Genomic DNA, 12,906 nt, shown 5'->3' with positions numbered 1-12,906 from the left:
AAATCAGAAAAGCCCCTCTTATCCTCAAAATTAAATGAATCTTTATGAAAACCTGCGACGTAAATAATATAAGAACTTAATTTTTCTATTAAATTGTTTTCAGGAGTGGTATTTTTGGAATCGCGGATTGCACCGCCTCAAAGCAGATTATCAAAAAACGCGGTAAAAGTTTGGATTACGGCCGATATGATCGGTGACATTATTGCCTTCGCCGTTCTCGGCATACTATTTTATCTGGATCATTATTTTGCATGGAAAGAGTGGATCGGCTGGATTCTGATCGGGTTAGCGGTGATTACAGTTCTCTCTATTCCCTGGTCTATCATCAGGCCGATGCTGCTTTATAAAAATTGGCGGTATGGAGTGGACGAGGAATTCCTGAAGCTGAAATTCGGGGCGATCACCGAGAAGCACCAGCTGGTCCCTATGACAAAAATCCAATCTGTATCTGCCAGCCAGGGGCCATTGATGAGGAGATATGGACTCTATTCCATCTCGATTGAAACGATGGGCTCGTCCCACAGCATCCCTGCATTGCCTGAGGAAGTGGCAATGGAGCTGAGGGACACGATTGCCCGGTTCGCCAAGATAAAGGAAGTGGAACAATGATAGAGGAAAAACGCTATCACCCGCTCATCATGCTGATGAATCTCTACCAGCTGGTGAAGGGTTCCATATTCATCGTTTTCTTTCTATTTGTCATCAAATTTGGCTCTGATGCTGCGTATGTTAAATACGGAAGGCTGGTATTCTTCCTTTTTATGCTGGTATCAGCTGTTTCAATTGTCCTGAAGTGGCTGACAAGCACTTATAAGCTTGATGGCAGCTCCTTTCACTTAAAAGAAGGGATTTTTACCAAATCGAATCAGACCATCCCTTTCTCAAAGGTGCAGAATGTAAATTACCGCACCTCCCTTTTTCACCGGATATTCGGGTTAACTTCAATCCGGTTTGAAACAGGAATGACAGGCGCAGATTCAGCGATTGAGTTCAAGGTGATCAGAAAAGAAGAAGCGGAAAAGCTGGAAGCACATGTTTCCCGTCCGCAGGAGGAAGCTGTCCCGCAGCCGGGGCCGGCTGACATTCCTACAGCTGGCAACGAAACCGCAGGCGGGCCCGATGATCAATCTGCACTTCCTGCCCGGAGGATCGTCCATTTTACCCCTGGAAAAAAGGACATCCTCAAAGCATCATTCACTTCCTTCAGCTTTCTTGTCCTGTTTTCCGCCATTTTGTCCATTTATTTTAAAATTGATGAAGTCTTTGATCTGGATGAGCAGGCACAGGGGCTGTTTGCCGCATTGATGGGTTCAAGTTTCCTTCTTGCCGGCATCCTTATCCTTCTGCTGCTCGTATCGACCGGAATCGGGGTGGCAAGGACTTATCTTAAATACGGGAAGTATGAAATTTCCTCAGACCAGGAACGGATCTATATCGCTCAGGGAGTACTGGATGAATCAAAATTCTCCATTTTAAAAGAGAGGGTACAGGCTATTGAGGTGAAACAGCCGCCGATCAAAAGGCTGCTGGGACTTGCAGAAGTAAAGCTGACAAGCGCAGGCGGTGTGAGCCTGGGTGAGGATTCGCCTGAAATCAGCACTTTGTATCCGTTCCTCCCTGTTAAAAGGGCCTATGAAATGATTTCTGAAATCCTGCCGCAATACGAAGTCACCAGGGAAATGAAGAGGCTGCCAGGTAAGTCCTTCTGGATCCGCCTGTTAAAGCCAAGCTGGGTGTGGATTCTGGCAACGGCAGGGCTGGCATGGTTCAAGCCTGAAATCCTTGATACGGAGAGAGCCTGGCTGTTCGTTTCTGCAGGTCTCCTGATCATCATCGGCCTGTTGAGGGTTCTGGATTACTGGAATACAAGATACACCCTGAACAGCCAGTTCATCCAGATAAAATCGGGCAGCCTTTCCACTTCACTGTTCATTTCCAAGCGAGAAAAGGTAATTGAAATCAGTGTAACAAGCAACCTTTTTCAAAAATGGCTCGGCCTCGCTTCAATCGAAACCGTCAACAGGGCAAAGCCGGTCCTGCATTCCAGCCTTGATGATGTGCCAAAAGAGATGGCGGCAGACTTTTATGAATGGTATGTGGGAAGAGGAACGGAAATCAGGTATCAAGAATACTAAAAAAAGGCAGGCTCCCACGTCCGGGTACCTGCCTTTATCTCTATTATTTAATCATCTGCTGGACAATCTTGCGGTTGCGCTGCTTAAATACATCATTATGGGACGAGACCATCGCGGCCCTGCCGGCGTCCGGCTGGATGTATTGCTTTGCTTTGTTCACCGCATTGGCAGCATCCTGGAACGCGCCTGCAATCAGATTGAGCTTGCCTTCATGCTGAAGGATATCCCCTGCTGCATAGAGACCCTCAATGGATGACTCACTGCAGCTGTTCCCGGAAATATAGAAATCCTGGGCAATATCAATCTTCAATCCGCTATTCTTCAATAATGAAGCATCCTGCTCATAGCCATGGTTGATGATGACTTCATCCACATCCAGATAAGAAACTTCTCCTGTTTCACAATTGGTCAGCTCGACCTTTTCAATCATCTCATGGCTTTCACCTGCAATCAGCTTTGTAATCGACGTGCAGCCAAGGCAGATGGCCGAGCTCCCAAGAAGCTGGGACACCTGCGCCTCATGTCCGGAAAGATTCTCCTTCCGGAAAGCGATATACACCTGGCGTGCGACCGGCTCCAGCTCATTCGCCCAATCAATCGCAGAATTGCCGCCGCCTGAAATGATAACCGTTTTATCCTTGAAATGCTGCAGTGATTTTACCGTATAATTCAGATTGGAAACCTCAAACCGTTCAGCGCCCTCTATGTTCAGCTTCTGGGGATTCAGAATTCCGCTGCCTACAGCGACAATGATTGTCCTTGAATAATGCAGCCTTCCCGAAGATCCGGAAAGGACAAAAATTCCATCCTCCCCGCGGGAGATCGCTTCCACCTTTTCATTAAGCACAACCTCCGGATCAAAGGTCAGCCCCTGCTCTACCAGCTGTGTAATCAGCTTTGCACCTGGAGTTGGCGTCAGGCCGCCGACGTCCCAAATCATCTTTTCCGGATAAACATGTATTTTTCCGCCAAGCTGCGGCTGAAATTCAATCAGTTTTGTTTTCATTTCCCTCAGGCCGCTGTAAAAGGCCGAATAAAGGCCTGCAGGCCCTCCGCCGATAATGGTAACATCAAAGATTTCCTGCTGACTCATTCCGCTCACTCCTCATAACCAATAGAATTGATTATCATTCTCATTTAAATATACTCCTTTTTATCACTCAGCACAACAATAAACTTATCCTAAATAGCATAGTTCCTCTTTTTCCTGTCTCACCAGGCTGATGCACAATTGATAGGCCGGAATCATGGCCGTTCAATCGGTGCATCATTCTCCTTTTTAAAGAAGGCTGTTAAAGTTACATGTTGATATTAAAAATAAAATGGAACTTCCTGATTTGTGGAAGTTCCATTTTTGTGATATTTGCTTGGTAAACTAAAGCACCCGTTTGTTTAAGTACATTTATTCACAAACTTACTTCGCACTCTTATTCATTACAGGAATGCTGCCCCTTTTGTTTAATAAGGAATTCAATAAAAAGGTGCCCCAATCCTTTCTGGAACAGGGCACCTATAGTTGAATATGCAGAAAAACATTTTTATTACAGGATCATTTCATAGGCTGAATACTTTAGTTATTAATATCAGATATATGAAATGGTATCAATTTTTTGTCTCCGTGAATTTTCACAGTGATATCATCAGTTGATACATTTTCATTAATTAAAACAGACTGATCAGCTTGAACAGTTCTCTGTATATCAAAAATGTTAAAAAGGCTAAACGACCAATTTGTTTGTAATGCTAAATTTCCATTATCATTGAATACTAATAAATCACCCGATACAGGTTTAAAGAACACATTTTTTGATTTCATATCTAAATTAATTGTTGTATTCCAATCTCTGTCTGGATTTTCTCCGTTGTAACTTAAATCCCGAATCATACTTACGTTACTTATCTCCAAACTCTTTGGATTAGCTTGAAACGATGTAGAGCTTACTACTGTATTGATTAACAATACTGTTAAAGTAACTACTAGCCCTATCAACAGTCTTTTTTGTTTGATTCCAAAATTTAATTTCTTCACCATTTTCTCATCCTCTCTTAGTAGAAAATCTAAAGAAACATTAAAACAGTCGCAAATTCCGATAACCATAACTAAGTCAGGATAACTTCTCCCAGTTTCCCAACTTGATATAGTGGACCTTGACACTTTCAATTTTTCAGCTAATTGTTCTTGTGTTAAATTATTTTCTGCTCTTAGCTTTTTGATTTTTACAGATAAGTTCATAATTTGTCCCCTTTCTTAAATAAGAATATTTTAGATTCCTTCAAATGACTAGATAAGCTTCTTCACATCTTAATTTTCTAGTGACAAGAATCTTGTCATTGCTGAAATATCAACGGTTCTTTAGCTTTTTAAAAATAAAATGCAAACACATTTTTTATGGAAAAGAATATAAATTTCTAATGATTCCCAGGAAATTAAATTTAATCTATCTTCATTTATGTTCGTTATAATATATAAAAACAAAATTAAAGAGCACCATCCTTAAATATGAATAGTGCTCCTCTAAAAACCCAAAAACTTATTGTAAGTTCACTTTGATTATTATAAACCTGTTAATAACGAAAATAAGTCTAATTCTATATCGGTTTTGCTCGATCTCATTCAATTAACCTGCCCCATTTGTGCAATAAGCCAATCGTGGGGCCATTCAAGAAGAGCTATTTAAGAGCAATATTTTCTTCCCAGTCCAGCCATAAAAGAGCTGACCTGAACCTGAATGAGGGAATCAATGACAGGTTGAAAAATAAGCGGAGAAATTTCCCCTAATTTCAAAAAAACTCTAAAAATAGCTCAAATAGACGGAGAAATTCCGGCTATCGACTCAAAAAACAGGAAAATGGGCAATTTCGCTCCTCTTTACCGGAATTTCTCCGCTTATTTACACCCACCAGTGCCATTTTCAGCAGTTTAACCGGAAATTCTCCGCCTACTTTTAAGGCTTGCTGGTCACTCAAATAAGGAAAAGACTTCCTGTTTTTATATTTTCATTTAATCAAAATTATCAACAGCAGACTTTAACAGAGCCTTAAAATAAAGAAAAGCACCCGGCATCCCAGGCGCTTTGTTTTAGTCTTCATCCTTTATATCCCGGTCTTCCGGAATCGGTTCATTCAGTACTTCCTCTACCAGCCTTTTATACTTCTCCATTTGTTCGAGATGGGTCTTGAATTGCTCTTTATAGATAAGATATTGCTCTCCGTCGAAAATGGCGCGGATTTTCTTCTGCCGCACAAGCTTTTCGACAGCACCAGCTGGCATTGACAGATATTCTGCCGTTTCTTCAATGGTTAAATACATGGACTCAGCCCTTCTGTTCTTATGATCTTATTTACAGAATAGCATGTTTTGATGGAAATGAGGAGCTTACCGCGCCTTCTCCAGGGCAAGCTTAATTCCGAACCCGATGAGGATGGTCCCGGTCAGCCCTTCAATTGCCTTCTGAGTTTTCGGTTTTTTCATGAAAGAACTGATTTGCTGGATTAAGAGTACATATAAGAAAAACCAGACAGCAGTCAAAACGGTATAGACTGATCCCATCATGAGGAACGGGAAAAATGCACATCAAAGTAAATAAATAGAATTTCACCATACGCTTTCCCGCATTCTTTTATATACCAAATTATACCACTGTCATGTGAACGTAATAAAATTTTGCATAGAAAAAACAGCCAGCAAAATGCTGGCTGTTTCGCCGTGATCACTATCAGATTAGAAGCGGCCGCGATCGTCCATGCGGTCTGCCAGACTATCGTCGTGATCGCTGCCCAGGTAGGCGGCGCCTGAATCACGATCATCTTCATCAAGATCATCCGCCCCATCCACATGGGCTTCTTCACGCTTGACTGTATCTCTCACAGTCTCTGTATCCTCTACCTTCCGCTTGCCGACAACAAGCTCTTCAGTCACGACAGGCTTCTTCGTCACTTCCAGCCGTTCTTCTGTAATGGGAATTCTTATATCATCATTGTCATCGACAATCGGCCTTGTATCTCCGTCAGCTGCCTGTCCATCGACTTTGCGCCGTTCTACATATACTTCATCATGGCTGACATTCACATCAACAGAACGATCTTCTTCTACAACATCTTTTTCAACATGAACCTCACCGGTCTGGACGCGCTCTTTGTCAACCTGCAGGCGCTCCTCACGCAGGCGCAGGCGCTGTTCGTCCGTCAAGTCATCATCATCAGCATAGCCGTTCACTTTATCTGCCTTAACACCCTCTACATAGCCGTCCGGCTCGTCGGTCAGGCTGCCTGTACGCATTCCTGCAGTATTTGCCATGCCGGCTGTACCTGCTGTACTATTCGGCCCGGTTACTGCACCATAGCCTGTTGCATCAAGGTTCGGGGAAGCAGGTCTTGCAGGATCAGCTTCATTCCCAAGTGTCCGGTCACCATAGAATTGATCATATTCCTTATCAACGTACAGCAGGATCTTCCCTGCCTGGATATCACTGTAATAGCGGTCAGACTCTTCATCCGTCAAGCCCATATTCTGCATTCCTCCGCGGACCTCATCCTCGCCGGTCAGGAATGACATGAACTTGTCCAGCCATGTACTGCTGTCCGCATCCGTTCCTTCCACTTCTGCCCCGGTGCGGCCTCTTACCATAGAGATATCATCGGCATCCTTCGCAACGGCATAAATATCCGATTCTCCGTAGCCCTGGAGCTTCAAGTCATCAATCTTCTTAATTGCTTCTTCCTGCGTATCAAATACTCCAATGAACTTTTTGTTGTTATTCATCATGATTACCTCCTGTAATTTTTTATTTCGGCTCTAGTTTTCAATTACCCGATGGACCCTGCTGGAAACATATAAAAAACAGCTCTGTATGCTCCAGCTTTTCCAAGAAGTTCCCATATTCAACTGTAGTTAATATCTACCCGGACTATGTCCGGATTAATATATGGAAATAGAGGAATAGTAAGCAATATTTTCCACCACCTCTGGTTCTGCCGAGCCGATTCCATGAATTAAAAAAGTGATTATGGTAATTTTAATGATAGTAAAATAGAAGGAGTTGACGAGATGCGCAATAAAGAAGAATTAAAGCAGGAGATTCTTGACGCTTACCATTTCCGCCATGCAACAAAGGAGTTTGATCCAGATAAAAAAATCCCGGAGGATGACTTCCGCTTCATCATGGAAACAGGCCGCCTGTCTCCAAGCTCATTCGGATTTGAGCCTTGGCGCTTTGCTGTCATTGAAAGCCCGGAGCTTCGGGAAAAAATCAAAAATGCTTCCTGGGGTGCCTACAGCAAACTTCCCGACGCGAGCCATTTCGTCGTAATCCTGGCGCGGACCAAAATGGATACGAAGTACGACTCTGATTATTTGAAAGATCAATTCACCAATGTTCTCAATATGCCTTCTGACATACTCGAAAAATATCTGGGCCGGATTGAAGAATTCCAGAAAGATGATTTTAAGCTTCTTGACGGAGACCGCCCGCTGTATGACTGGGCATCCAAGCAGACATACATTGCCTTAGCTAATATGATGACTGCTGCTGCCCAGATCGGCATCGATTCCTGCCCGATTGAAGGCTTTAATATTGAAAAAATGAATGAGCTGCTCCAGGAGGAAGGCATCCTTGAAGACGGCCATTTCGGCATTTCAGTCATGGCTGCATTCGGCTACCGTACAAAAGATCCGCGTCCGAAAGCAAGAAGGGCTTTTGATGATGTGGTAAAGACATATTAAAAGGGAAAAGGAAGAGATTCTGCTCTTCCTTTTTTTTATATATTAAAAAAGGAGAATGCCCTTGGACATTCTCCTTGTCTTTATTAGTTTTCAGCCAGTTTCGGCGAAACCTTTTCCTGTGGAGCCTTTGCTTCGGCCGGTTCTTCGGCTGGTCTGGCCCGCTTGATGAAGAAGGCAAGCACAAGGGCAACAGCTGCAATGAAGGTTGCCACAAGGAAAGCATCATTGATGCCTTCAAGCATAGCCTGAATGCCGATCTGCTGCTCCATTTGCGCAAGTGCAGCTTCTGTCGGCTGAACGCCGGCATTAGATCCCGCCGCCTGCTGCAATGCGTCAGCAGCAATTTCTTCAGCATGGGTTTTCGTCCGGGTTGACATGATTGTCACAAGCAATGCCGTACCAATCGCACCAGACACCTGGTTCAATGTGTTATTCATCGCTGTCCCGTGCGGATAAAACTTGGCTGGCAGCTGGTTAAGGCCATTAGTGGAAACCGGCATCATAACCATGGACATCCCAAGCATGCGGACAGAGTAAAGAATGATGAGATTTGTATAAGTCGTATCAAGTGTTAGCTTTGAGAACAAGTAAGTCGTTACCACCGTGATGGAAAGGCCGATAATCGCAAGCACACGCCCGCCAAACTTATCGAACAATCGTCCTGTAATAGGCGACATAAATGCCATGATGATGGCTCCAGGCAGAAGAAGGAGCCCTGCATCCATAGGCGAGATTCCGCGGAGTGTCTGCACATAGATCGGCAGCAGGATCATCCCTGAGAACAGTGCCATATTGACGACCATCGTGATGGCTGATGATAAAGCAAACATCGGATATTTGTATACCCCAAAGTTCAGCATCGGGCGCTCCTGCTTTGTCTGGCGCAGGATGAAAATAATCAGCGAGATAACACCCACTGTAATCGTCACATACACATGCGGGCTATCCCAGCCTTTGTCCCCCGCGGAGCTGAATCCGTAGAGGATGCCCCCGAAACCGATGCTGGACAAAATAAGCGATAGCAAATCAAGGCGGATATTCACTTTTTCCTTCTTATCCTTCAGCATGAAGAATCCGACGAGCAAGACCACAACCGCAATCGGAGTAATGAAGTGGAACAGCATTCTCCAATCGTAATGCTCTATGATCCACCCTGACAGCGTCGGGCCGATTGCAGGTGCGAACATGAGGATCAGTCCGAATACACCCATCGCCGTTCCCCTTTTTTCAACCGGGAAACTGATCAGCATAACATTCATCAAGAGCGGCATGAGAATAGCCGAACCTGATGCCTGAAGCATCCTTCCGGCAAGCAATACAGGGAATACATGCGCAGTACCGGCCAGCACAGTTCCGGCCGTAAATAAAAGCATAGCTGCAAGGAACAGCTTGCGTACAGAATATTTTTGAATAAGGAAAGCAGTTGTCGGGATCAGAATTCCGTTGACAAGCATGAAACCGGTTGTCAGCCACTGAACTGTGGATGCCCCGATTTCAAGCTCCTTCATGATGGAAGGCAGTGCGATATTCAAGAGCGTATTATTCAAGAAAGCAATAAAGGCACCGATCATCAAAACCGCTATCAAACCGTACGGCGGCCTGCCTGTTTTATTTATTGTTTGTTCCATTTTTTCCTCCTATACTTTAAGTCCAATATATTATACTCCTGTTTCACAAAACATATCATATACCATCGGTACAAAGATTGCAATCCAAAAGTTTCGTTGAAATAACTGGATTTGTTTTGGCATAATAAATGGTGTACTATAAAAATTATACAGGCAGTATACTACTAAAAAAAGGTGATTTTATGAATGACAGAAAACAGCATGTGATCAAAATGGCACACCAGCTGTTTATCGATAAAGGCTTCCAGGCCACCAGCATTCAGGATATCCTGGATTACAGCGGAATCTCCAAAGGGACCTTCTATAATTATTTTCCATCCAAGAATGAACTCCTGATTGAGATGGTCAGAAGCATCTATTCCCAGCTGGAAAAAGAACGCAATGAACTGCTCATCGGCCAGGACCCTGCCGACATAGATATATTCATCCAGCAGATTGAGCTTCAGCTGGTGACGAACCGCGCGAACAATCTGATTGCCCTTTTTGAAGAAGTCCACATCTTAAACGATGAAGATCTGAAGGAATTCATCAAACGCGGCCAGCTCCGCATGCTGCGCTGGCTGTACCAGCGGTTCATCGACCTGTTCGGAGAAGAAAAGAAATATTATCTCCTTGACTGTTCGATCATTTTTCTCGGGATCCTTAACCAGAACCTGAAATACCACACCATTGCCAATGAAGTGAATGCCAGCATCCACCAGGTGGTGCAATACAGTGTGAAGAGAATCGTGAAAATGGTTGAAGAGGTGTCGGGTACAAAAGACCAGCTGTTTCAGCCGGAACTTCTTGATAAATGGGCGCCAGACTGCAGGCACCCAAACCCCGGCTTCCAAAAGGACCTCCACCACACGGTCCTCACGCTGAAAAAGGCCATCAACAAAGAGGAACCTAAATATGTGGAGCTTCTTGATTTTATCCAGGAAGAACTTCTTAGATCCAAGAGTCCGAGAAGGTTCCTGATCGAGAGCACAATGCTCTCTGTTAAAGGAAGCGGCCTGTTCAATCCGCTTCACATTGAAAAACTGGAGGAGCTCATCTCATCCTTCTTTGATCAGATCATGGAACCCGCGTAAGCCAGAAACCCGCTGCATCACAGCGGGTTTTATTCTGGATTAAAACATACTCAGGCTGTAATTCTTCGACAGCAGTTCCAGGAGCCGGATGCCTGCAATGCTGTTTCCCCTTTCATCTAGAGCCGGTCCGCAAATGCCGATGCCAAAGCGGCCCGGGACTGCGCCCATGATCCCTCCTGAAACACCGCTTTTCGCCGGGATCCCGATTTTGATCGCAAATTCGCCTGAAGCATTATACATGCCGCAGGTCACCATAAAGGTTTTGCAGATCCGGGCGATATCCCTTGGCATGATTTCCTCGCCTGTACGGGGGTCTTTTCCATCCATTGCAAAAACCAGGCCGATTCTCGCAAGGTTCAGGCAGTTCATCTCAATCGCGCACTGCCTCGTATATAACTCGAGCAAATCTTCCACATCTTCCTTGATAACATCATGCTGCTTCAGGAAATAGCAAAGCGCCCTGTTCAGGTCGGCTGTCCTCAATTCTGACTGTGCCACCTCCCGGCAATAGCCGATCGTTTCATCATCCGCGAGCTTCCGTACAAAATCCAGGAGCTTTCCAAGGCGCTCATCTGCGGTATCTCCTGCCATCATATGGGTAACCACAAGCGCCCCTGCATTGATCATCGGATTCAGCGGTTTGGCAGGCGCAGTTGTCTCAAGCTTTGCAATTGAGTTGAACGGATCACCCGTCGGCTCCATCCCGACACGGTCGAATACATATTCAGGGCCTTTTTCTATTAAAACAAATGCCAGGCTGATCACCTTTGACACACTCTGAAGTGTAATCTTTTCTTCCACATCACCGGCGAAGACGCATTCGCCCCCAGGATATTGGATCGCAATGGATAAATCCGCCGGATCTGCCTTCCCAAGCGCCGGGATATAATCGGCCACCCTTCCGTGCACCGTCTCCTTACGCGCTTCCTCAACCAATTTCTTCAATTCATCACTAGAACGGCATGCCATTTTTCATCACCGGTTTTAGTATGGGTCAGAGTGTTTGGAAGTATGTGAAAAGGCAGCCTGGTTGGGGGCTGCCTCGATTACATTATTTATTGATCTTCTTTTTGGGGCCCTTTGCTGCTCCAATCTGTACAGACTATATGCTGAATGGCCAGCAGCACTAATCCAAGTTTCCGCCGGTCATTCTAAAAATCCTGCTCCCGGCAATAAGAACTGACAGAAAGGACACAATAGAGAATAATAATATTAAATAACTTACTTGTAATTGCTCATTTAAGTAAGGTTCACTTCTCACATCATTCTTCAGGAATTTATCTATTATGCTTTATAATTTCCTCTGCTTCCTCCATGCCCGGCATGCTTAACATTGCACCTTTCCTTGTAGCAACTATTGCGCCGACAGCATTTCCAAACAATATCATTTCTTCTGTATCATGGAAAGATAAATCAGCTACCGCTTTATTTTTTTCCAAAAACTTAAACAATACTCCACTTAAAAATCCATCGCCTGCCCCTGTTGTATCAACCGGCTGAACTTTGAAGGATCTGATCCTGCCAGTGTCCGTGCCTTTTCGAAAAAAACAGCCATCAGCTCCTAAAGTAACAAATATTAAATCCGTGGCGTACTCTTCAGCAAGTTGTTTTGTTCCTTCATCTAAGTTTGCCGTTCCTGTAATGAACTTTAATTCCTCTTCTGATAGCTTTACGATGTTTGCGTGCTTTAACCCTTCTTTGATCATATGTTTCGCATGATTTAAATCATCCCAGAGCAATATTCTTATATTAGGATCATAGGAAATTAGTTTCCCCATGGATTTAGCCAATTTAACAGTTCTCAGAGTAGTTGTGGCGGAAGGTTCACTAGTGAGTGTAAGAGAACCAAAATGAAAAATTTTTGTTTGCATAATGGTATTTTCACTGATGTCATCCGCTGTTAATTGTGTATCTGCACCAGGATTACGGTAAAAGCTGAAAGAGCGGTCGCCAGATTCGTCCAAATGGACAAATGCGAGCGTTGTCTTTGCCTTATCAGTAAAAGACAGACCTTCACAGCTTATGTTTGCATCAAGTAGCACTTGCTTTAAATAATGGCCGAATTGATCATTCCCTACTTTACCAATGAAGCAGGTTTTTTTTCCTAATTTAGATAATCCAGCTAATACGTTTGCTGGGGCACCACCTGGATTTTGTTCATAATTAATCTTTTCTGACTGATAAGAACTATAAGGGGTTAAATCAATCAATAATTCACCAAGGGCAGTGACATCATACATACGGCTCTCTCCTTGCTTATGAAATTCAGAAGCAGATCAAAGGACCGGACTCTGCTTCTATAAAAAGCAAGAAATCCAACCCTTTATGTTGACGCCCTTCTGTCAATG

General features: G+C 44.1%; 11 protein-coding genes and 1 pseudogene. 4 read left to right on the top strand and 8 right to left on the bottom strand.

Features of this window, described 5'->3' with window-relative positions:
• Positions 1-114: 114 nt before the first annotated feature.
• Positions 115-609 carry a PH domain-containing protein gene (locus AC4E8B_RS02485; RefSeq protein ID WP_490216796.1) on the top strand — a complete coding sequence of 165 codons (495 nt, stop codon included), beginning with the start codon at positions 115-117 and terminating at the stop codon, positions 607-609.
• Positions 606-2,135, top strand: coding sequence for a PH domain-containing protein (locus AC4E8B_RS02480; RefSeq protein WP_490216795.1), 1,530 nt, complete (start codon positions 606-608; stop codon positions 2,133-2,135). Before AC4E8B_RS02485 ends, AC4E8B_RS02480 begins: the two co-directional genes overlap by 4 nt.
• A 43-nt stretch (positions 2,136-2,178) precedes the next feature.
• Here the strand turns inward: AC4E8B_RS02480 and AC4E8B_RS02475 are convergent, their stop codons facing one another.
• The 5 genes and pseudogenes from AC4E8B_RS02475 to AC4E8B_RS02455 form a co-directional block, all read right to left on the bottom strand.
• Positions 2,179-3,228, bottom strand: a complete 1,050-nt coding sequence (locus AC4E8B_RS02475; RefSeq protein WP_490216794.1) for an NAD(P)/FAD-dependent oxidoreductase — start codon at positions 3,226-3,228, stop codon at positions 2,179-2,181.
• 477 nt (positions 3,229-3,705) lie between these two features.
• On the bottom strand, positions 3,706-4,368 hold the full coding sequence (locus tag AC4E8B_RS02470) for a helix-turn-helix transcriptional regulator (protein WP_490216793.1): 663 nt from the start codon (positions 4,366-4,368) through the stop codon (positions 3,706-3,708).
• 846 nt (positions 4,369-5,214) lie between these two features.
• Positions 5,215-5,445: an excisionase family DNA-binding protein gene (locus tag AC4E8B_RS02465; RefSeq protein WP_490216792.1), complete on the bottom strand. Its 231-nt coding sequence runs from the start codon at positions 5,443-5,445 to the stop codon at positions 5,215-5,217.
• 66 nt (positions 5,446-5,511) lie between these two features.
• A pseudogene (locus AC4E8B_RS02460) lies at positions 5,512-5,703 on the bottom strand (LysE family transporter); the annotation flags it as partial.
• Between the two features lie 153 nt (positions 5,704-5,856).
• Positions 5,857-6,900: a YsnF/AvaK domain-containing protein gene (locus AC4E8B_RS02455; protein WP_490216791.1), complete on the bottom strand. Its 1,044-nt coding sequence runs from the start codon at positions 6,898-6,900 to the stop codon at positions 5,857-5,859.
• Positions 6,901-7,182: 282 nt separating this feature from the next.
• Between AC4E8B_RS02455 and AC4E8B_RS02450 the strand changes: the two genes are divergently transcribed.
• Positions 7,183-7,857 (top strand): NAD(P)H-dependent oxidoreductase, encoded by a 675-nt coding sequence (locus tag AC4E8B_RS02450; RefSeq protein WP_490216790.1) that lies wholly within the window; start codon positions 7,183-7,185, stop codon positions 7,855-7,857.
• A gap of 83 nt (positions 7,858-7,940) precedes the next feature.
• Here AC4E8B_RS02450 and AC4E8B_RS02445 read toward each other — a convergent pair whose 3' ends face one another.
• Positions 7,941-9,485: a DHA2 family efflux MFS transporter permease subunit gene (locus tag AC4E8B_RS02445; RefSeq protein WP_490216789.1), complete on the bottom strand. Its 1,545-nt coding sequence runs from the start codon at positions 9,483-9,485 to the stop codon at positions 7,941-7,943.
• 182 nt (positions 9,486-9,667) lie between these two features.
• On the opposite strand from AC4E8B_RS02445, the gene AC4E8B_RS02440 reads away from it, so the two are divergent.
• The gene (locus AC4E8B_RS02440; RefSeq protein ID WP_490216788.1) at positions 9,668-10,558 is read left to right on the top strand and encodes a TetR/AcrR family transcriptional regulator; all 891 of its coding nucleotides are present in this window, start codon (positions 9,668-9,670) and stop codon (positions 10,556-10,558) included.
• Positions 10,559-10,597: 39 nt separating this feature from the next.
• Here AC4E8B_RS02440 and glsA read toward each other — a convergent pair whose 3' ends face one another.
• Both glsA and AC4E8B_RS02430 read right to left on the bottom strand, forming a co-directional pair.
• Positions 10,598-11,527 (bottom strand): glutaminase A, encoded by a 930-nt coding sequence (gene glsA, locus AC4E8B_RS02435; protein WP_490216787.1) that lies wholly within the window; start codon positions 11,525-11,527, stop codon positions 10,598-10,600.
• Positions 11,528-11,835: 308 nt separating this feature from the next.
• A complete protein-coding gene (locus tag AC4E8B_RS02430; RefSeq protein WP_490216786.1) occupies positions 11,836-12,798 on the bottom strand; it encodes a carbohydrate kinase family protein in 963 nt (320 codons plus the stop codon).
• Positions 12,799-12,906: the final 108 nt, after the last annotated feature.

The sequence above is a fragment of the Bacillus sp. SRL543 genome, assembly GCF_984799205.1.
This window is presented reverse-complemented; position numbering and strand designations above follow the sequence as displayed.